The sequence below is a fragment of the Streptomyces sp. NPDC001770 genome (assembly GCF_053596135.1).
In genome coordinates, this window is sequence record NZ_JBSFFN010000014.1 from 145118 (window position 1) to 165378 (window position 20261).

Sequence of the window (20261 nt, forward strand, 5' to 3'; positions counted from 1 at the left end):
GTGGGAAAGCCGGACGCGTCGGCCGGGCGGCGAGTCCGACGCGTCGGCGGAACCACCGCTCCCGCTGCGCCCTCAGGCGGCCAGGGGCTTCTTGGTGCTCCTGTCCGGTGCCTTGGGCGGCAGCCGGGCCGTGCGCTCGTGCGTGACGCCGTCAGGAAGCCTCCGAACGGTCAGGCGTGCGAGGCCGTTCGCGTCTTGATGGTGAGGGCGGCCAGGGACATCATCACCGCGCCGAACAGGGCGGCGCAGGCGTACATCGCGAAACCGATGTCGGCGTTGCCCGCCGAGATCAGCGCGCCGCCGATCCACGGGCCGAAGATGGCGCCGAAGCGGCCCATGCCGGAGACCCAGCCGAGGGCGGTGGGGCGGTCCTCGTCGTTGTGGTGGGTGCCGACCGTCGCGTAGACCATGGTCTGGCCCGAGAAGAGCAGCAGCCCGGCGAAGAAGACCACCGCGTACTGGACGCCGACCGACATCTCGACGCCCATGAGGTAGACGAAGACCGCGGTCAGGACGAACCAGGCGATGACGACCTTGCGGGGGCCGATCCGGTCGGCGGTGCGGCCGGCGATGAGCATGCCGCAGATGCCGCCGACGTTGAGGAACGTCGAGAAGAGCAGGGAGTCCCCGGTGTCGTAGCCGAGGTCGACCATGATCTTGGGCAGCCACTGGCCGACGCCGTAGACCAGGAGCAGGCCGGCGAAGGACGTCAGCCAGAAGCACAGCGTGGTGGACCACTGGCCGCCGCGGAAGAGGTTCTTCAGGGCGTCCAGCTTGTCCGTGGTGTTCGCCTTTGGCTCGGGCAGTTCGGTGCCGAAGTCGGCGGCGAGCAGCTCGGCGTCGGCACGGCGGCCGCGGGTGAGGAGGTTGGCCGGCGACTCGGGCAGCAGCTTGAAGGCGAGCGGCAGGAGGACCAGTGCGGGTATCGCGGAGACGAAGAAGGCCGAGCGCCAGCCGTGGTCGTCGACCAGCCAGAGCGCGATCAGCGGGGCCACGGCCCCGCCGGTCTGGTGGGCGGTCATGATGACGCCGGTGGCGAGGGCGCGGCGGCCCTTGGAGGTGAACTCCATGCCGTACGAGATCGCGATCGGCAGCAGTGCGCCCAGACCGAACCCGCACACGAAGCGGAAGACGCCGAACTGGCCCGCGGAGTGCGACCAGCCGGTGCCCAGGGTGGCGAGGGTGAAGATCACCACGCTGGTGAAGACGGTGATGCGGCGGCCGATCCAGTTCGACGCCATGCCCGAGAGGATCGTGCCGAGCAGCATGCCGAAGTTGGAGTAGCTGCCGATCGTGCCGGCGGTGTCGGGGGTGAGTCCGAGGCTGTGGCCGCCGAGCATCTTCGGGAGCACGGAGCCGTAGATGAACGTGTCGATGCCGTCGAGGAGGACGAGCCCCCAGCACAGGGCGATGACGGCGTTGCGGCTTCTGCGGGCAGCCGTGGTCCCGGGCGCCTGGGCGGGCCGGGATGTGGCGGAGGAGGACATCGTTGTTTCCTCTCGAGCGGGACGCCAGGGCGGTACGGGGCCGTGGGCCCTGGCGGGCAAGGGTGGTGAGGCCGGTGCGGCTCGCGCGGCCTTCGAGGGAGCGGGGGGTGGGCGGAGCGCCCTTCGGGCCGCGGACTTCGGGGGGAGGCGGCGGCTCGGTGTGGCTAGACATTAAGAAGCCGCCGACGACACGTCAACACTTTTGTTAACAATTACGGCAACGATTGGGCCCCGGGTGCCGCACGGGATTCGCACAGCTTTCGTGCGGTCCGTTGGTCGCGGCGTTCCCGGGGCCGGGTACGCGGGTCGGCCGGACTTCGGTCAGGCCTGGACGGGGGGCGTGCCGTGGGTGTGGAAGGACTCGATGGTCCGCAGACCCCAGGCCTGGCCCTTCTTCCGCTCCTCCTCGGTCCAGGTGATGAGCGGCCAGTCGGGGGCGAGGACGAGCCGGGTGAGCGGGTTGCAGAGCTCGATCCGGTTGCCGCCGGGCTCGTAGACGTACAGGAAGAACGTCTGCTGGATGGCGTGCTTGTGCGGGCCGGTCTCGATGAAGACGCCCGTGTCGATGGCGAGGTCGGCGGCGCGCAGAATGTCCTCGCGGGTGTCGGTGGCGAAGGCGATGTGGTGCAGCCTGCCCTCGCTGCCCGTCCAGTCGGACGTGTAGACGACGTCGTACGACTTGTCGGTGAAGGTCAGCCAACGGGCGCCGATCTTCCCCGAGTCGAGCTGGATCTGCTCGGTGGGGCGGGCGCCGAGCACGTGTTCCTGGAACTCGGCGTTGGCCAGGACGTCGGCCGCGAGGAAGTTGACGTGATCGAGGCGGCGCACGCCGACGCCCCGGTTGGGCTTCGCCTGCGGCTGGTTCTTGAGGGCCGGTCTGAGCGCCTCGGGGGCCCGGTAGTGCTCGCTCTCCCAGTACAGGGCGTGCTCGTGACCGTCCGGGTCGGTGGTGACGTAGAGCCGGCCGATACCCGGTTCGTCCTCGGCCCAGTGCCCGGTGCCGCCCGCCGCTTCGATGGCCTCGACGCGGCGCCGGAGGGCCTCCTCGCTGGAGGTGCGCAGGGCGAGCCGGCCGAGGCCCGGCTGCTCGCGGGCGGTCAGGACGAGGCTGTGGTGCTCGTAGTCGTCGAAGGTCCGGAGACGGACGGTGTCGCCTTCCTGCCCGTTCACGGTGAGACCGAGGTAGTCGGTGAAGAAGGCGACCGAGGCGTCCAGGTCCGGGGTGAACAGCTGGACGTGGCCGATGTGTGCGATGTCGCCGAGCGGCGGAGTCATGCTCGATCTCCTGTCAGGGGTGCGTCCGGCGGCGCCGTCCCGGTCGACCTGGGGAAGACGGTGCCGTCGAAGATCTTGCGAGCCGTGCGGACCACCGCGGTGCGGCGGGCCCGTGGCCGGTTGCCGGGAGTGCGGTCCAGACTGCTCTCGATGTCTGTGAAACCGCTGGGATGCTCGATACGGAGCCGTTCGCCCCGCTCAGGAGGGTGCGCGATGCCCTGCGCGACACTTCCCTCGACGAGCAGCCCCGCCGCCACGCTCGCGGCACCGAGGACGCCGATCGCGGTATGGCAGCGGACCGGGATGAACGTACGGGTGGTGACCGCGCCCCCGTGCCGGGGCGGGGCCAGCAGCGTCAGCTTGGGCACCGTGGCGGTGGATACGTCGCCGAGTCCCATGGAAGCGCCCGCCGCCAGCCGGATGTCACGGAGGCGTCCGGCGAGCTTCTCGTCCGCCTCCAGGGCCGCCGGGTCCTCGTAACCGGTGACGCCGAGGGCTCCGGCGGGTACGAGGACGGTCGGCATGCCGTTGTCCACACAGGTGACCTCGGTGCCGGCGACGGTGTCCCGCACGTTCCCCGTGGGCAGCAACGCCCCGGCGCCCGGCGGGAATTCGACGACGACGGCGGCCGCGCTCCCGGGTACTCCGGATATCTCCGTGTCGCCCCCGTACTCCACGCGGCCGCCGGGCGTCGGGAACGTCGCCGTGGCGAGGTCGCCGGAGTTCACCATGCGGATACGGACGGAGGTCGCGCCGTCGCCCGGGACGACCAGACCCCGTTCGACGGCGAACGGACCGACTCCGGCGAGCAGGTTGCCGCAGTTCTGACGGTCCGACACATGTGCCTCGTAGACGTCGACTTGGAGGAAGAGATAGTCGACGTCGGCCTCGGGCCCTGCGGAGGACGACACCACCGCCACCTTGCTGGTGAGCGGGTGGGCGCCCCCCAGGCCGTCGATCTGGCGCGGGTCCGGACTGCCCATGATCCGCAGCAGCAGCTCGTCGCGGGCCGCCGGGTCCGCGGGCAGGTCGCCGGCCAGGAAGTAGGCGCCCTTGGACGTACCGCCCCGCATCAGCATGCAGCGGACGCCCTCGGACCCCGTCACGAGGTGTACTCCTCGTGGGTGCGGTACTCGACGCCGAGCCGCTGGAGCGTCTCCCTCAACCCGTAGCGGTCCAGACCGAGTTGGCCCTCCCGGAAGGCGGCGCGGGCTCCGGCCTCCTTCCGCTCGCGCGCCTCGGCCGCCTCGGCGGTACGCCGGGCGCGCTCGCGCTCGACGACCACCACGCCGTCGTCGTCGGCGACGATCACATCGCCGGGGCGGACCACCTGGCCGCCGATCGCGATCGGTACGTTGACGCTGCCGCCGGTCGCCTTCACCGAGCCCTGCGGGCTGACGGCGGACGACCAGGCGGGGAACCCCATCGCGCGCAGCTCGGCGGTGTCCCGGATGCCGGTGTTCATGACCACGCCCCGCACGCCGCGACGCTTCAGGGCCGTCGCGAACAACTCGCCGAACAGGCCGTCCGTGCAGGGCGAGGTGGTGGTGACGACGAGGATGTCGCCCTCGCCGCACTGCTCGACCGCCGCGTGGATCATGAGGTTGTCGCCGGGCCAGCACAGCACCGTGACGGCGGTACCCGCGACACGTACGTCCTGCTGGACCGGGCGCAGATGGGTGCCGAGGAAGCCGGTACGGCCCATCGCCTCGCCGACGGTGGCGGTTCCGTAGCGGGCGAGCGCCTCGACGTCCGCGGCCTCGGCCCGGGGCGGGCCGGTGACGATCACGCCGGGCATCAGGCGAGCTCCTTCGCGATCTGCGGGTAGGGGCGCATGTAGGCCTCGGCCATGGTCCTGTGGGCCAGCCCCAGGTTCGGGCCCGCGTTCCGCTTCAGCTGGACTCCGCGGCGTACGGCGAGGTCGGTGTAGTAGTCCCACAGGTGCCGCTGCGCACCCAGGCACTCCATGGCCTTGCGCTTGGTGTCCCACACCTCGGTGATGTCGAGCAGGACCTCGGGCCTGAAGCCGCTCATCTCGGGCTGGTGCGGCTCGAAGTAGAAGACGGGCGGGGCGCCGATGATCTCCCCCTCGCCCGGGTAGCCGATGGCCTGGGCGAGGACACGGGCCTCCAGGGCCATGCGGTTGGCGGCCGGGTGGTCGCCGTTGTACGGGTCCTCGACCGGGTGCGTGAGGACGACGTCCGGCTGCGTCTCGCGGTAGACCGCGACGAGCCGGTCGGTCAGTCCGGCGGTGGCCACCAGCGGGTAGTCGCCGGCGTCGAAGAAACGGACGTCGGCGCCCAGTGCGGCCGCGGCGCGCTCGGCCTCGTCCCGGCGCAACGCCTTGATCTCGTCGAGCTTCTTCCCCTCCCGCCAGGCCTTGGCGGACTCGCCGCGCTCGCCGAAGGTCAGGCACGCGATGGTGATCTTCTCGCCGCGCGCGGCGGCCAGTGCGATGGCACCGCCGGCGCGCCACACGAAGTCCCCGGCATGGGCGGTGACGACCAGTGTCGATCGAGTGGCGACGGCAGGCGCGCCGGTGGCGTCGGTCATGCTGTATCTCCTTGGTGACAGGTGCGCACCCGCCCCAGGGGTGCGTCACTCGGCGCGCAAGGCGTCGATCACGCTGCTGAGGTGGGCGCGTACGGCCCCTTCGGCCGCTCGCGGGTCCCTGGCGGAGATCGCTTCGACCACCGCCAGATGCTCACTCAGGGACTGCTGCGGACGCCCTGGACGCAAAGCCAACCGGAAGCGGTGTCGCGCCAGTTGTGCATTGAGCCGCTCCAGGAGGGCAACGGCCGTCCGCCGGCCGGGGATGACCCGGATCAGGGTGTGCAGTTCGTGGTTGAGCTCGGAGTAGGAGACCGGATCGCCGCCGGCGACCGCCTTGGACATGGCTCTGCCCAAGTCGGTCAGCTCGTCGATCTGCGCGTCGGTCGCGATCTCGGCGGCCTTGGCGGCGCACAGCCCTTCGAGCGCCATCCGGCACTCGGTGATCTCCACGGCCTCCTCGATCGTGACCACACGCACCCGTGACCCGCGGTTGCGGATCCGCTCGACCAGACCTTCGGAGGCGAGGTCGAGCAGCGCCGCCCTGATGCCGGCGCGGGTGACGCCGTACTGCTCGGCGAGTTCGTTCTCCACCAGCCTCTGTGCCGGTGCCATCCCGCCCCGCAGGATCGTCTCCCGCAACCGCCCCAGTGCGTACTGCCTCGCCTGCTCCCCGGAGCCCGGACGGGCCTCCTCCGGCATGCGCCCTCCCTGAGTGAGTGCTTGTCGAAGCTAAATCTAGTGAACAGAATTGTCAACGATTTTGTCTGCGCCTTGTGCCCGGGCGGGCGGGCGGCGCGGCGGGGTCGGGGGGCGGGGTCGCGGGGTCGCGAGGTCGCGGGCGCCGGGCGGGGCGGCCCACGACGAAGTCCCCGACACCTGCCCGGCGTCGGGGACTTCGTGGACCGGTCCTGGACCCGATCGGTTTCCGACCGGGGCGGACCGGTCCGGACGAGAACCGGTCCGGGGCTCGGCGACCGGCAGCCGTCCGCCTGCTGGTTCCGTACGGCGGAGCGTCTACCGGCCCGTCCGCTCCCTCAAGGGGGAGCCGGTCGAGAACGTGAGCTCCTCCCAGGTGCTCGGATGACCTGTGACGCCAAGAAGATGGTTCACTCCGGCGTCGGTCCGCTCGACCTCATGCGCCAGACCTTCGACGTCCGCGGCGCCCGGCCGGCAGCTGGTGATCCACCACGCCGAACCGGGAAGCCCGAGCGGCCGGACGCGGCGCATCCCCGCCCGGCGGTCTCCACGTCACCCGGAACCGGGAGTCCTCGGCGGAGCGGCAGTGCTGCCGCGGGCCCCGGCACGGGTGCTCCTGAGCGAAGGCGGAGCCGCCCGGCGGCGGTGTGCCGACTCTGTGGGGTGTCGTCGCTCAGCTCTGTGCGGTGTCGCCGTCCGCCTGCCCGGCCCCGGCCTCGGTCGCACCCTCCGCGGCGGCCTTCTCGCGCATCTTGCGCACCAGTTCCGCCTTCTGGTCGGCGGCGCCCTGGCGGTCGAGGTTGCGGTGCGGGCCATTGTTCTGCCGCTCGGTACGGGACTGCCGCTTGCGCTGGCCGCCGCCCATGCCCACGGGGTTGTTGATGTTCTTGCTCACGGGTTCTCCCGGAATGAGGTGAGGTGATCTACGGATTCATCGGTGGGGGACGGGCGCGGCGACGTCGGAATCGGACGTCAGCGGGGGCCCGTCACGCTCTCACTCGTAAATCGGTGTCTGGAAGAACATGGCCAAGACGTTACGGCATTCCCGTACGGCGGGCTTCCCCAAGGCCACCGGCAGGCGGCCGAGGAGGGGTGGGACGTCACGTTGCGTGTCATCGGCCTCGGGTCGCCGGCGGCGTCGCGGGGGGCCGGACGGTGAGCGTGCGGAGTCAACTTCCTTGCATGCGGCGCGGTTTCGCCCCGCGCCGTGATGGACAGAGCTTCCGTGTCCCGCGTGCGCGCCCCGGACCTGCGCCTCCCGTCGTACGGGCGTCGGGCCCGGCCCGGTACGCGTACCGTCGACCATCGCCGGGAGGCTGCTGTGGAGGCTCCGTACCGTGGGCTGATCCTCGACTTCGGCGGAGTGCTCACGACCAGGATGAGGCTCAACGGGGAGGCGTTCGAGCGGGCCGAGTGCCAGGCGTCCGGAGCTCCGGCGGAACCTCTGATCGAGAAGATCGCCGCCTTCCCGCCCACCGTCAACGACGAGGCCGTGACCGGGCGGGTCGCCGAGGCGTTCGCCGCCCACTTCGGCGAGGACGCGCACACCATCGAAATCCAGACGGCCAGCGAGGACCTGAGCCTGATCCCGGACGCGTACGGGGTGCCGTTCACCTACTGGGGCATCGGCGGGATCGACCCGGAGCTGTACGCCGAGGCCGTCAGGAACGGCACCGTCGCCCGTGACGTACCGGTCAACCACAGCCCCTTCTTCGCCCCCGTCCTCCAGCCCACCCTGGACACCGGCGTCAGCGCTCTGACCGTCGCCGCACTGGCCTGGCTCGGCGTCTGAGCCGTACCCGCTCCGTCCGGCTTCTCAGTCTGGTGCCGTACCCGCTCCGTCCGGCTTCTCAGGCGAGCCAGTCGGTGTACCGGGTGGAGGAGAGGTGTGCGTTCCTGTTGGTGAGCGCGTCGCCCCTGACCGCGGCGAACATCCCGGCGGTGGGGTCGGTGACGACGGTACGGCCGTCGGCCGCGTGGGCCACCGTGATCCGGCCCAGCTCGTCCAGGGTGAAGACGTCGGGGCCGGCGATGTCACGCACCCCGCCCAGCGGGGAGCCCGCGGAGACCTCGGCCACCGCCAGGGCCACGTCCGCGGCGGCGATCGGCTGGATCGGGGTGGCGGGCAGCCGGACGGTGCTGCCCTCGGTGGTCCAGGAGAGCACCGCCTCGACGAACTCCATGAACTGGGTCGCGCGGACGATCGAGTACGGGATCGGCCCGGCCGCGAGGATGTCCTCCTGCAGCTTCTTGGCCCGGTAGTAGTCCAGCTCCGGGACCCGGTCCACGCCCACGATCGAGAGGATCACGAAGTGGCCGACACCGCCCTCGGCACCCGCCGCCAGGAGGTTGTCCATCGACTTCTGGAAGAAGGCCGGAGAGGCCTCGTCGAAGGTGGGGGAGTTCGTCAGGTCGACGATGGCGTCGGCCCCCGCCACCGCCTCTTCGAGACCGCGCCCGCTGATGACGTCGATTCCGGTGGACTGGGAGTGCGGAACCGCCTCATGACCTGCGGCGTTCAGATCGTTGACGACCTGCGAGCCGATCAGCCCGGTACCGCCGATGACCGCGAACTTCATGGGATGCCCTTCGCTCGGAGATGTATCCGAAATATGACATAGAGGGCATCGGTCGGCGTGGTCCGAGCGTGGCGTCCGGGTGCATCCGGCGGTCGGGCGCGAAGGGCCGCTGTCCCGCGCCGGGCGGTTCTGTGCCGTGGTGCCGACCGGCGCCGCACTCCTCGCCGGGGTCCCGGTCTCCGACGCCCACGGCGCCCATGACCGGGTCATCCCCCGCGAACTGCCCGACCGGACCCGGAGTTACGTGACCGGTGAGTCGAAGGCCGCCGCCACCGCGCCGCGGAGCAGTCGCGCCCACGGCTGCCCGGCCTACGGGATCGTCGCACCCACCGGTCTCGCCACCGCCCACCGGAGGCTCGGCGAGAACGGTGAAGCCAGGCATCTCCTCACCCAGGACCGGGAGTTGTGCGTCGACGGCACCACCGGTCCCGGTGACGCCGGACCGGTGCAGGCGCTGTCCGCCCACGTCGCCCAGCGGCTGGGCGACCCGGACGGAGCCCACGCACGCGCCGGCGCGCCCCGGCCGGACACCGGCTCGAAGCCGCGGAGTCGTCCGACTCCCTGGGGGGTACCGGAGCACGCCCGCACCTGAAGCCGGGCGCCACGGACACCCGCACGCGGCGGCACCGGGTGCGGGCGCCACGGACACCCGCACCCGGTGCTGCCGCGTCACTGCCCGACGAGCGTCTCGGCGCCGCTCACCGGGGCCGCCCCGCCCGCCCCCACCGGCGCGAAGAAGCGCGCGGCCCGGTCGAGGGCGTCGTCGTCCTCCAGCGCCTGGCCCGGCCGTGTGCCGTTGGCGAGCAGCACGCCGCCCCACCCCATGCGCAGGTAGTCGGCGGTGTTGCGCAGCGTGCCGATCAGCGGGTCGGCGAGGGAGGCGTCGGCCGAGGCGTACGCCGTGACGCCCCACATCGTCTTCTCCCGCATCTCCTCGGTGAACCTCGGGCCGGGGACGCGCATCCAGCCCGACCAGTGGTCCAGGTACAGCTTCACGTCCGCCGAAACGCTGTACCAGTACAGCGGGCTGACGATGACGATGTCCGTGGCCCCGCGCGTCGCCTGCCGGAGCGTCCCGGCGTTCCCGTCCGGCTCCTCGTACATGCCCGTGCCGGTGTGCCGTACGTCCTCGAAGCGCGGCAGCGGGTGATCGCTCAGCCGGATCCACCGCTGGGCCACGGACGCCGGAAGCGCCGAGGCGGCACGCCGCGCGAGTGCCTCGGAGTTGCCGTCCGGGCGCGAGCTGCCGAGGACGAAGAGGAAGGATCGGGCCGCAGGGGTGGTCATCGGGTCTCTCATTTCGCTGGTGCCGGAACGCGACAGGTCCACCATGGCGCACGCGCGTCCCCCGGCGTACCGATCGGATGCCGGTCCGGGCGGTCGGGTGGTCCGGCATCCGATCGGGTGGTCCGGGCGGGTCCGGAGGGTCCGCGGTCCGGCGGCTCCAGTGGTCCAGCAGCCCAATGGCTCCGGCGGCTCCGGTGGCTCCGCCGCTTCCGGGCCCCAGCGGTTCCGGCCGGGGTGCCCCCTCCGACGCAGCCACGGGCCGGGGCCGGTTAAGCTGGCGGTCCATGGCAATGACTGATTCGCTGTGGACCTTCGCCCTCGTCGTAGGGCTCCTCACTCTCACTCCGGGCCTCGACACCGCCCTGATCCTGCGCACCTCGGCGCTCGGCCGGCGCAGACGTGCCTGGGGCGTCGTCCTCGGCATACAGACCGGCACCCTGGTCTGGGGTGCCCTCACCTCCCTGGGCGTGACCGCTCTCCTCACCGCCTCCCACCTGGCGTACGAGGTGCTCCGCTGGGCGGGAGCCGCCTATCTGGTGTGGATGGGCGTACGGATGCTCCGCGACACCTTCAGGGGCCACTCGTCCCCGGCCGCCGACGCGCCGGAGAGCCCGCTGTCCGCCGGGGCGGACTCGATGGGCGGCGGCTGGCGCCAGGGGGCCCTGACCAATCTCCTCAACCCGAAGATGGGTGCGTTCTACGTCGCCGTCCTGCCTCAGTTCATCCCGCCCGGCGCCGACCACTTCACCGCGGGACTCCTGCTGACGAGCGTGCACCTCCTCCTCGGGCTGGTCTGGTCGGCCGTGCTCATCGGATGTGCCCGGCTTCTCAACGGCTGGCTCCGCAAGCCCCGCGCCCGCCGTCTCCTCGACCGGATCACCGGCACGGTCGTGGCCGGATTCGGCCTGCGCCTGGCATTCGGCGAGTGACCGGGGCCCCGGCCTGCCGCTCCCGTCCCCCAGGGGCGCGTACCGGCAGGCCGGGGGAGGGCCGCTACCATCCGGCGTGACCCAAAAGAGCAGACCGGATGTACACCGCACGCGCATATTCGCCGACCTGACCCCGTTGCGCACGTCCCCCGACTACCGGCGGCTGTGGTTCGGCAACACCGTGTCCTGGATCGGGCAGGGGATGACCTCGCTCGCGGTGTCGCTCCAGGTGTACGACCTCACGGGATCCGCTTTCTCCGTCGGGCTCATCGGCTTCTGCTCGCTCGTACCGCTGGTGGTCTTCGGGCTGTACGGCGGCGCCATCGCCGACACCATGGACCGGCGCAAGCTCGGGCTCGGCAGTTCCACAGGATCGTTCCTGCTCTCGGTGGCCCTGCTCCTCTCCGCCGTCGCCGGGGTGGAGCAGGTCGGACTGCTGTACGCGATCGTCGCCCTCCAGGCCGTCTGCTTCGCGCTGAACTCCCCGGCCCGCAGCTCGATGATCCCGCGGCTGCTGCCGCCCGAGCAGCTGCCCGCGGCCAACGCGCTCTCCTCCCTCACCAGCACGACCGGCACCCTGATCGGCCCCATGCTGGGCGGCGTGATCGTCGGCTGGTGGGGCTACCGCGCCGCGTACACCGTGGACGCCGTCACCTTCACCGCCTCCCTGTACGCCATGTGGCGCCTGCCCTCGATGCTGCCGGACCGGGGCCCCAAGGCCGTGCTCGACAAGACCGCACCCGGCGGGACCGACGGCGAACCCGTGACCGGGCCCGGCGAGGAGCGGCCGCGCGAGCGGGCCTCGGTGCTGGAGGGGCTGCGGTTCCTCGGCACCCGCCCCAACCTGCGGATGACCTTCTTCAGCGACCTCTGCGCGATGGTGCTCGCCAGCCCCAAGGCGCTCTTCCCGGTCGTCGCGATCGTCTGGTACCACGGCGACGCGCGCACCACCGGACTCCTCGTCGCGGCCCCCGCGTTCGGCGCCCTCCTCGGCGGAGTCTGCTCGGGCTGGCTCGGCCGGGTCAGACGGCACGGGCTCGCGGTCGTCTGCGCCGTCGCCTGCTGGGGTGCGGCGATCGCCGCCTTCGGCCTCACCCGCCAGCTCTGGCTCGGCATCGTGTTCCTGGCACTGGCGGGCTGTGCCGACACCTTCTCGATGGTCTTCCGCGGCACCATGCTCCAGGCCGCCGTGCCGGACCGGATGCGCGGGCGGCTCCAGGGCGTCTTCATCGTCGTGGTCGCCGGAGGTCCCCGCCTGGGCGACTTCCTGGCCGGCTCCGTCTCCGACCTGGCCTCCCCGGGTGTCGCCGTCACCGGCGGCGGCCTCGCGTGCGTGGTCGCGGTGCTGCTGCTGGCGCTGAAGTGGCGTGGCTTCCTCCACTACGACGCCAGGAACCCGCAGCCCTGACCCCACCGGCCCGGTCCTGACCCCACCGGCCCGGTCCTGACCCCACCGGCCCGGTCCTGACCCCACCGGCCCGGTCCGTCCCGGGACGGACCGCCCGGGATGTGGCGGTGGGCTGTCCGGGATGCGGGACGCGCTTGTCGGACGGACGGCGCGCGGATCACCATGCCTCCATGGCCCCTTGCCCGGTTGCGCGACGCCCCGTGGTTCCGCCGCGCGTCCCGACCGCGCGCTGTCGGGCCGAGCACTGTTGTCGTACGTGCCGCTGACGCGTCACCCGTGCCGCTGACGCGTCACCCGTGCCGCTCGCCGCACACCCGCCGAGCAACCAACCAGCCGTCGCTCCCGCTCCCACCGCTGCCGATCGGGGTCCGCCATGTCCGAGAGCTCCCTCCTGCTGCACTGGTTCCTGCCCACCGGCGGTGACGGCCGCGACCCCGGCGGGGTCACCGCCGTGCAGGGCCGTACCGGCTCCGCCACCCGCCGCCGTGCCGACGTCGGCTACCTCGCGCAGGTCGCCCGCGCCGCCGAGACCGCCGGGTTCCACTCGCTGCTGACGCCGGTCGGGCTCGGCTGCGTCGACCCGTGGATCCTCAGCGCGGCGCTCACCCAGCACACCGAGCGGATCGGCTTCCTCGTCGCCTTCCGCGCCGGGTTCACCAGCCCGACGCTCCTCGCCCAACAGGCCGACGCGTTCCGCCGGTTCGCCGGTGGCAGGCTCTCCCTCAACGTGGTCACCGGCGGCGACCCCGCCGAACAGCGCGCCTACGGCGACACGTTGCCGCACGACCAGCGGTACGCCCGGACCGACGAGGTGATGTCGGTGCTGCGGGACCTCCTCGACGGCAAGGAGGTCGACCACCACGGCGAACACCTGCGGATCGAGGGCGCCAAGCTCACCGACCCCGCCGTCCAGCACCGCGTTCCCCTGTACTTCGGCGGAGCGTCCCCCGCCGCCGAGGCGGTCGCCGCCCGCCGGGCCGACGTCCAACTGCTCTGGGGCGAACCGCCCGCCGCCATCGCCGGGCGCATCGCGCGGCTGCGCGCGGTGGCCCCCGCGCTGCGGTACGGCATCCGGCTGCACGTCATCAGCCGGGACACCTCCGCCGAGGCATGGTCCGAGGCGGACCGGATTCTCTCGGGCATCGACCCGGAGGCGGTCCGGGCGAGCCAGGAGCGGTTCGCCCGGATGGACTCCGTGGGCCAGGCCAGGATGACCGCCCTGCACGGCGGCAGCGCCGACGCCGCGAAGCTGGAGATCTCCCCGAACCTCTGGGCCGGTATCGGCCTGGTGCGCGAGGGGGCCGGCACCGCGCTGGTCGGCTCGCACGACGAGGTGGCCGCCCGGCTGGACGAGTACCGGCGCCTCGGCGTGGACGAGTTCGTCCTCTCCGGCTACCCCCACCTGGAGGAGGCGTTCCGGGTCGGCGAGGAGGTCGCCCCCCGGCTCCACGCCCTCGCGGCGGCCTCCTGAGCCGGGGCACCGCCTACAGTGCCTCCGGCTCCTCGCCCACGATGCCCCGGGCGATCCCCAGGGCCACCAGGTCCTGTGGCCGCAGGCCGAGCTGGTCGGCCGTCTCGTAGGCCCGGGACGGCGGGCGCTTGAGGATCGCAGCCGCCGGCTCCGGTGCGATGACCGAGAAATAGCTGTCCGCCGTGACATGGGTACGGCCGGGGGCGGCCAGGGCGAGCGCGCCGCCCGAACCGCCCTCGCCGATCACCAGCGTGGTCACCGGCACCCGGGCCTCCGCGATCGCCGCGAAGGCGTCGGCGATCGCCGCGCCCGCCCCGGCCCGTTCGGCCGCCGCGTCGTTGGCGGCGCCCGGGGTGTCGATCAGGGTGAGTACGGGAATGGACAGCCGGTCCGCGAGACGCACGGTCCGGGCCGCCGTCCGGTACCCGGCCGGCCGGGTGGCGGTGCCGCACTGGGCGACGTAGGCCACCGGCCGGTCCCCGTGCAGCCCGAACCCGCAGAGCGTCCCCGGGTCCGTGCCGCCCGCCCGGTCGCCGTGCAGGGTGAGCCGGTAGGTGAAGTACGCGTCCAAGTACGCCTCCGCACGCGGACGTTCGGGCGCACGGGCCCGGGCCACCGCCTCCCGGCCGGTCGCGGGGAGCCGGGTGCGGGAGAGCGCCCGCGGCACTGGCGCGGGCCGTACGCCGGACGCCCGCGCACCGGCCTCCGTGCCGCTTCCCAGCACCGCCAGCCACCGCCCCAGCGTCCCCGCCAGCTCCGCCTGTTCCACCACCGCGTCGACCTGTCCCGCCGCAAACTGCCCCTCGGCGGTGTACGCGTACGGGTCCGCTTCCGGCGGGCGCACCCGTGAACCGGCGAACCCGACCTGCGCCCCCGGCAGCGCCAGCACCACGTCGGCGCCCGCTCCCACGGTGGCCCAGCCGCCCCCCGTCGTCGGGTCCCGCAGGACCGCGAGCTGCGGCAGCCCGGCCGCCCGCAGCTCCGCCGACGCGCGGGCCACCCGCTGGAGCTGGGTGAGCGCGACCATGCCCTCCTGCATCCGGCTGCCGCCCGTGGCGACCAAGGAGACCAGCGGCAGCCGGAGTTCCCGGGCGAGGGTGTACGCGGCCGTCAGCCGGTCCCCGGTGAGGTGTCCCAACGAGCCACCCAGGAAGCCGAATTCGAAGGCGAGCAGCACGCAGGGCTGCCCGCCCACCAAGGCCGTTCCGTGCACGACCGACTCCGTCTCACCGGTCCGCTCCGCGGCCTCGGCCCGCGCCGCCCCGTAACCGCTCCAGCCGAGCGGACCGTCCGGTACCCGCGCGGCGCCCGGGTGATGCTCGTCGCCGGGAGCCGGCCGCTCGTCGAAGGTGTCCGCGACGACGGCGATCATCCCGCGCGCGGTCCGGCGCGCCGGCCGCTCAGCCACCGTGCCCCGGCCCGCTCGCGGGATCGGCCGTCAGCGCCCGCTTCATGATCTTGCCCAGGTCGTTGCGCGGCAGTGCGTCGAGATGGCGGACGGTACGGGGACGCTTGTGCGGGGCGAGGAGCTTCGCCACATGGTCCGCCAACTCGGCCTCGCCGGGCGGCGATCCGGGGTCGGCCGGGACCACCCAGGCGACGATCCGCTCACCGAGGTCCGGGTCCGGCTCGCCGGTGACCGCCGCCTCCCGCACTCCGGGGTGGTCGAGCAAAGCGTTCTCGATCTCGCCCGCCCCGATCTTGTAACCGCCGCTCTTGATCAGGTCGGTGGCCTTGCGCCCGACGATCCGCACGTACCCGTCGGGGTCCACCGTGGCCATGTCGCCGGTACGGAACCAGCCGTCCCCGGTGAACGCCGCCGCCGTGGCGTCCGGCCGGTTGAGGTACCCGCTGAAGAGGTTCGGGCCACGCACCTGGATCTCGCCGATCGCCTCCGGGCCGTCCGCCGGGGAGCCGTCCTCCTCCACCAGGCGGAGCTCCACCCCGGCGAGCGGCGGGCCGACCGTGCCGGGCCGGGGGACGCCGTCCGCACGGATCCCGGTGTTCATCAGGGTCTCCGTCATGCCGTACCGCTCGATCACCCGCCGCCCGGTCGCCGCGTGGATGCGCTCGTGGTCGTGGACCGGCAGCGCGGCCGAACCCGAGACCAGCAGCCGGGCACCCGTCAGCGCCCCGGCCAGCGCGGCCGCGGCGCCCTCCCCGGCGGTGCCTTCGCCGGCCCCGAGCACCTCGGCCAGGCGGTGGTACATGGTCGGCACGCCGAACAACATCGTTCCGCCGGAACCCAGTTCACGGGTCACACCCTCGGCGGAGAACCTGCCCAGGTGGCGTACCGAACCGCCCCGGCGCAGCGGACCGAGCACTCCCAGCACCAGTCCGTGCACGTGGAAGAGCGGCAGTGCGTGGACGAGGACGTCGTCGCCGGTCCAGCCCCAGGCGTCCTCCAGCGCGTCCAGCGAGGCGGCGACCGCCCGGCGGGGCAGGAGCGCACCCTTGGGCGGCCCGGTGGTGCCGGAGGTGTAGACGACGAGCGCGGCCGTCTCGGGACCGGGCTCCACGGGGACGGGCGCCGGAGCGCCGACGGGCGCGGGAGACGCGTCGTCCCCGTCCACGAGGACATCGATCCGGGGCAGCGCGGCGAGCACCGCCGGCAGTACGTCCCCCGGTCCGGCGAGCACGGCGGCCGGTGCGCTGTCGCCGACGATGTGCGCGAGCTCGCGCTCGCCGGTCTTCGGGTTGAGGGGGACGGCGGGCACGCCCGCGAGGAGCGCGGCCACCACGGCGACCACGGTCTCCGCGGACGGCGTCGCCCAGACGGCGACCCGGCCGCCCGCTCCGGTGATCCGGGGCCCGAGCGAGCCCGCGAGCGCGGACAACCGGGCGTACGAGAGGGAGAGTCCGCCGAACCGGACCGCCTCCCGGCCGTCCGTGCCGGCCGACGGATGCTGGAGCGCGGGAAGCAGGGGCTCGGGCGGAAGGGGCGCGGGGGAAGGTTGCGTCACGCCCGCCAGCGTAAGGGCTCGCGGGGAGGCGGCACCTTGGATTCCCCGCAAGCCCCCGAGGGCCGGCCGGGGACTCAGCCCGAGTCCCGCTGGATGTTCCGCATCCGCCCGTACGCGTACACGCAGCCCGCCAGCGCGAGGTCGGAGAGCAGCATGAAGCCGATCGAGTACGAGCCCTTGGCGCTGTAGATCGCGCCCATCACCAGCGGCGGCACGAACCCGCCGAGGCCTCCCATCGCGCCGACGATGCCGGTCACGCTGCCCACCTTCGGCTGCGGGGTCACCTGCGAGACCAGGGCGAAGACGCTGCCGCTCGCGGTGCCGAGCCCGGCCGCCATGGCGAGCAGCGCGATGGTGCCGACCGGGTTCAGCGCCGGGTCGAAGGCCTGGACGATCGCCATCAGCGCGGCCAGCAGCAGCGCCGCCGCGGTGACCACCGCAGGGTGCAGATGGTCCGACAGGTAACCGCCGACCGGCCGGAAGACGACGGTCACCAGCGCGAAGCCGGCCGCCTTGGTGCCCGCGTCGGTGGGGGACATGTCGTACCAGGTCTTGAGGTAGGTCGGCAGGTAGACCCCGAACGCCACGATGCCGCCGAAGCCGATCGCGTACAGCGCCGACAGCTCCCAGGTCACCCGCAGCTTCCCCGCCGCGGTGAGCCGGTGGACCAGCGTGTCGGCCGGTACGGGCCGGTCGGGGCGGTCGGTGATCAGTACGGCGGCCAGCAGCGCGTACACCACCAGCGCGCCCGCGACGACCAGGAACGGCAGGTTGTCGCTGTGCTTGGCGATGCGCGGGGTGAAGTACCCGGAGAGCGCCACCCCGCCCATGCCCATGCCGAAGACGCCGAGCGCGAGCCCCCGGTCGGAGGGCGGGAACCACGAGTTGACCAGCGGGATGCCGATGGCGAACGTGGTGCCGCCCAGCCCCAGCAGAAAGCCCACCGCGAGCATCGCCCCGTACGAGTCCTTCGCCGGGATCAGCAGCAGTACGGGCACGACGGTCAGCGCCGACACCGCGGGGAACATCAGCCTCGCGCCGAACTTGTCGGTCAGCGCGCCCACCGGGATACGGCCGAGCGAGCCGACGATGACCGGCACGGCGACCAGGAACGACTGCTGGAACGAGCTGAGGCCGAGCCGGTCCTTGAACTCGCCGGAGAGCGGCGAGACCAGGTTCCACGCCCAGAAGGTCAGCGCGAAGCCGATCGTGGCCACGACGAGATTGCGGTACGCGGCGGCGGAAGGTCTGGCCGCCGCCGGTGCGGCGGGCTGCTCGGGGGCTGCTGTCTCCACGGGCCCAGTCAAGTGCGGCCGCCCACCCGGAGCCCGTCGGACTGCTCCAACCGGGGCCCCGCGACTCCGCAGCCGTATCCGGGGGCGAAGCTCACCCCCGGTGCGCACCCGTGCTCCCACCGTCGCCTCCGCAGTCCGTTTCGCCCGAATGTTGCGACAATCGGCGTATGGACCGGCTGGACAGAGAAATACTCGCCATCCTCCAGGAGGACGCCCGGATCTCCTACCGGGACCTGGGCGTACGCGTCGGGCTCAGCGCCAACGCGGCGGGCGACCGGGTACGCAGGATGCGCCGCGACGGCGTCATCCGCGGCTTCACGGTGATCGTGGACCCCGCCGCCGACACCCGCTCCGGACTCGTCGTCTTCATCGACGTCTCGCTGCGCCTGGACACCACCAACGAGGAGTTCGAACGCTCCGTGCTGATGCTGCCGGGCATCACCGAGGTGGTGCACCTCACCGGCGGCCACGACTACCTCGTACGGGCCACCGCCGCCGACCCCGGCGCCCTCGACTCCCTGCTGCGACGCCTCAAGCGGGACGCGGGCGTCGCCCACTCCGTCACCCGGATCGCGCTGCGGGCGGCCCCCACCCACGGACCGGGCCACTGACCGGGCCCGCGCGGGCGGAGCTCAGATCGGCGCCTGCCAGGTGACCGGCGGACGACGCTCGCCCGCCTCGTCCTGCCCGTCGTCCGCGACCAGCAGCCGCACCGCCCGCCGCCCGTCCGGCAGCCGGACCGTCGCGTCCACCTCGACCTCGATCGCCGATACGCCCGCCCGGCGGTGAGCGGCCGCCAGCGCGCCCCGCAGGGCCGCCAGCAGCTTTCCGGCCGCCGGTTCTCCCACCAGCGCGTCCACCGGCCCCGCGAAGTGCACCGACGGCTGGAAACCGAGCAGGGCCGAGGCGCCCGCGGTCTCCCGCAGCACCCGGCCCCGGAACGTCGTCGGGGCGTCGGCGGGCGGCTGCTGGAGGGCGAAGATCGTGGTGCGTACCTCCTGGATCGTGGAGTCGAGCTCGTCCACCGCCCGCACCAGCAGACCGTCCGCCTCCACCGCGTCGTCCGGGTCCCCGGACCACTCCGGGGCCTTCGTCGCCGCGGCGGCCCGGCGACGCGCCGACTCCAGCGTCATCTCCGTCGCGAAGAGCCGCTGGACCACGAGATCGTGCAGGTCGCGGGCGATCCGGTCACGGTCCTCGTAGACCGCCAGCTGCTCCCGGTCGTGCTGGGCGTCGGCCAGCACCAGGGCCACCGCCGCCTGCGAGGCGAACTGGGTCGCCAGCTGCCGGTCCGCCGAGGTGTACGGCCTGCCGCCCCGCAGCCGGGGCAGGGCGAGGGTCCCGATCAGCCGGCCGTCGCTCTCCAGCGGCAGCATCATGCTGGGCCCGAACCGGTGGCGCACCGAGGTCGTCATCAGCGGGTCGGTCGCCGCGTCGTCCATGAACACCGGCTCCCCGCCCAGCAGATGGACGAGTACGGGCGAGCCGGGCGCGATCGAGGCGCCCAGGATGCCCGTCGGGTCCTCCAGGGTCGACACGGTGACGATCTCCATGCCCCCGTCCTCGCGGGACTGCAGGATCACCCCGGCCGCCGCCTCCGCGAGCACCCGGGCCCCCTCCGCGACGGTCTGGAGCGCCTCGGCCCGGCTCGTGCCGGTGAGCAGCGCGGTGGTGACGGCCGCCGCTCCCTGGAGCCAGCGTTCCCGCTGGAGCGCCGACTCGTAGAGCCGCGCGTTGCTGATCGCGATGCCCGCCTGGGCACCGAGGATCCGCAGCAGCGCGTCGTCGGCGTCGGTGAACGGCCGGCCGCCGCTCTTCTCGGTGAGGTAGAGGTTGCCGAACACCTCGGTGTCGACCCGGACGGGCGTCCCGAGGAAGGTGTGCATGACCGGGTGCCCGGGCGGTACCCCCACCGAGCGCGGGTCGCGGGTCACGTCGTCGGAGCGCAGCGGCCGGTGTTCGTTGATCAGCGCGCCCAGCACGCCCCTGCGGCCGTCCGGGAGCGCCCCGATGCGCCGGCGCTCCTCGTCGCCGAGGCCCGCGGTGTACAGCTCGGTGATCCGGCCGGACTCGGGGTCCAGCACCCCGAGGGCGCCGTAACGGGCGTCGGTCAGCAGCGAGGCGGTGTCCACGATCTGCTGGAGCGTGGTGCCCAGCCCCAGATCGGTGCCGACGCTGAACACCGCCTCCAGCAGCTCCGGCAGCCGGGGGGCGTAGCCGTGCCCGCTGCCCCCGGGGGCAGCGGGGCCGCCCGCCGCGCCGTAGGCGTCCTCGGGCCCGTCCGGTCCGCCGCCGTGCTCCCGCTCCATCCGCCCCGC

At 73.0% G+C, this 20261-nt stretch carries 18 protein-coding genes and 1 pseudogene; 6 read left to right on the forward strand and 13 right to left on the reverse strand.

Annotated features, from left to right (window positions below; translation table 11 throughout):
- Nucleotides 1-170: 170 nt before the first annotated feature.
- The 7 genes from ACWCSV_RS15360 to ACWCSV_RS15390 all read right to left on the reverse strand — a co-directional run bounded on the left by ACWCSV_RS15360 (nt 171) and on the right by ACWCSV_RS15390 (nt 6906).
- Nucleotides 171-1487 carry an MFS transporter gene (locus ACWCSV_RS15360; RefSeq protein WP_451142311.1) on the reverse strand — a complete coding sequence of 439 codons (1317 nt, stop codon included), beginning with the start codon at nt 1485-1487 and terminating at the stop codon, nt 171-173.
- A gap of 321 nt (nt 1488-1808) precedes the next feature.
- On the reverse strand, nt 1809-2762 hold the full coding sequence (locus tag ACWCSV_RS15365) for a VOC family protein (protein WP_451142313.1): 954 nt from the start codon (nt 2760-2762) through the stop codon (nt 1809-1811).
- Nucleotides 2759-3868, reverse strand: a complete 1110-nt coding sequence (locus tag ACWCSV_RS15370) for a 4-oxalomesaconate tautomerase (protein WP_451142315.1) — start codon at nt 3866-3868, stop codon at nt 2759-2761. The genes ACWCSV_RS15365 and ACWCSV_RS15370 overlap by 4 nt, the downstream gene beginning before the upstream one ends.
- Nucleotides 3865-4560, reverse strand: a complete 696-nt coding sequence (locus ACWCSV_RS15375) for a 4-carboxy-4-hydroxy-2-oxoadipate aldolase/oxaloacetate decarboxylase (RefSeq protein ID WP_451142317.1) — start codon at nt 4558-4560, stop codon at nt 3865-3867. Before ACWCSV_RS15375 ends, ACWCSV_RS15370 begins: the two co-directional genes overlap by 4 nt.
- Nucleotides 4560-5315, reverse strand: coding sequence for a PIG-L deacetylase family protein (locus tag ACWCSV_RS15380; protein WP_451142319.1), 756 nt, complete (start codon nt 5313-5315; stop codon nt 4560-4562). Before ACWCSV_RS15380 ends, ACWCSV_RS15375 begins: the two co-directional genes overlap by 1 nt.
- Before the next feature lie 45 nt (nt 5316-5360).
- Entirely contained in the window at nt 5361-6014 is a 654-nt protein-coding gene (locus tag ACWCSV_RS15385; protein ID WP_451142321.1) for a GntR family transcriptional regulator, read from the reverse strand.
- A 670-nt stretch (nt 6015-6684) separates the two neighbouring features.
- Nucleotides 6685-6906, reverse strand: a complete 222-nt coding sequence (locus ACWCSV_RS15390) for a DUF6243 family protein (protein WP_451142323.1) — start codon at nt 6904-6906, stop codon at nt 6685-6687.
- 498 nt (nt 6907-7404) lie between these two features.
- On the opposite strand from ACWCSV_RS15390, the pseudogene ACWCSV_RS15395 reads away from it, so the two are divergent.
- Nucleotides 7405-7803 (forward strand): annotated as a pseudogene (locus tag ACWCSV_RS15395) (amidohydrolase); the annotation flags it as partial.
- 58 nt (nt 7804-7861) lie between these two features.
- Here ACWCSV_RS15395 and ACWCSV_RS15400 read toward each other — a convergent pair.
- The gene (locus ACWCSV_RS15400; protein ID WP_451142325.1) at nt 7862-8590 is read right to left on the reverse strand and encodes an SDR family oxidoreductase; all 729 of its coding nucleotides are present in this window, start codon (nt 8588-8590) and stop codon (nt 7862-7864) included.
- A 139-nt stretch (nt 8591-8729) separates the two neighbouring features.
- Here ACWCSV_RS15400 and ACWCSV_RS15405 point away from each other — a divergent pair, with 139 nt between their 5' ends.
- The gene (locus tag ACWCSV_RS15405) at nt 8730-9182 is read left to right on the forward strand and encodes a hypothetical protein (RefSeq protein ID WP_451142327.1); all 453 of its coding nucleotides are present in this window, start codon (nt 8730-8732) and stop codon (nt 9180-9182) included.
- Between the two features lie 77 nt (nt 9183-9259).
- Here ACWCSV_RS15405 and ACWCSV_RS15410 read toward each other — a convergent pair whose 3' ends face one another.
- Nucleotides 9260-9877, reverse strand: coding sequence for an NAD(P)H-dependent oxidoreductase (locus tag ACWCSV_RS15410; protein WP_451142329.1), 618 nt, complete (start codon nt 9875-9877; stop codon nt 9260-9262).
- Nucleotides 9878-10161: 284 nt separating this feature from the next.
- Between ACWCSV_RS15410 and ACWCSV_RS15415 the strand changes: the two genes are divergently transcribed.
- From ACWCSV_RS15415 to ACWCSV_RS15425, 3 genes are all read left to right on the forward strand, one after another.
- Nucleotides 10162-10806 carry a LysE family translocator gene (locus ACWCSV_RS15415; RefSeq protein ID WP_451142331.1) on the forward strand — a complete coding sequence of 215 codons (645 nt, stop codon included), beginning with the start codon at nt 10162-10164 and terminating at the stop codon, nt 10804-10806.
- Between the two features lie 76 nt (nt 10807-10882).
- Entirely contained in the window at nt 10883-12214 is a 1332-nt protein-coding gene (locus ACWCSV_RS15420; protein WP_451142333.1) for an MFS transporter, read from the forward strand.
- Between the two features lie 373 nt (nt 12215-12587).
- The gene (locus ACWCSV_RS15425) at nt 12588-13685 is read left to right on the forward strand and encodes an LLM class flavin-dependent oxidoreductase (protein ID WP_451142335.1); all 1098 of its coding nucleotides are present in this window, start codon (nt 12588-12590) and stop codon (nt 13683-13685) included.
- Between the two features lie 13 nt (nt 13686-13698).
- On the opposite strand, the gene ACWCSV_RS15430 is transcribed toward ACWCSV_RS15425, so the two are convergent.
- The 3 genes from ACWCSV_RS15430 to ACWCSV_RS15440 form a co-directional block, all read right to left on the reverse strand.
- A complete protein-coding gene (locus tag ACWCSV_RS15430) occupies nt 13699-15057 on the reverse strand; it encodes a carboxyl transferase domain-containing protein (protein ID WP_451142337.1) in 1359 nt (452 codons plus the stop codon).
- A gap of 28 nt (nt 15058-15085) precedes the next feature.
- Nucleotides 15086-16648 carry an acyl-CoA synthetase gene (locus tag ACWCSV_RS15435; RefSeq protein ID WP_451142339.1) on the reverse strand — a complete coding sequence of 521 codons (1563 nt, stop codon included), beginning with the start codon at nt 16646-16648 and terminating at the stop codon, nt 15086-15088.
- A gap of 74 nt (nt 16649-16722) precedes the next feature.
- Complete coding sequence (locus ACWCSV_RS15440; RefSeq protein ID WP_451142341.1) at nt 16723-17943, reverse strand: nitrate/nitrite transporter; 1221 nt, start codon at nt 17941-17943, stop codon at nt 16723-16725.
- 167 nt (nt 17944-18110) lie between these two features.
- Between ACWCSV_RS15440 and ACWCSV_RS15445 the strand changes: the two genes are divergently transcribed.
- Nucleotides 18111-18554, forward strand: a complete 444-nt coding sequence (locus tag ACWCSV_RS15445; RefSeq protein ID WP_451142343.1) for an Lrp/AsnC family transcriptional regulator — start codon at nt 18111-18113, stop codon at nt 18552-18554.
- Nucleotides 18555-18575: 21 nt separating this feature from the next.
- Here the strand turns inward: ACWCSV_RS15445 and ACWCSV_RS15450 are convergent, their stop codons facing one another.
- Entirely contained in the window at nt 18576-20252 is a 1677-nt protein-coding gene (locus ACWCSV_RS15450) for a GAF domain-containing protein (RefSeq protein ID WP_451142345.1), read from the reverse strand.
- Nucleotides 20253-20261: the final 9 nt, after the last annotated feature.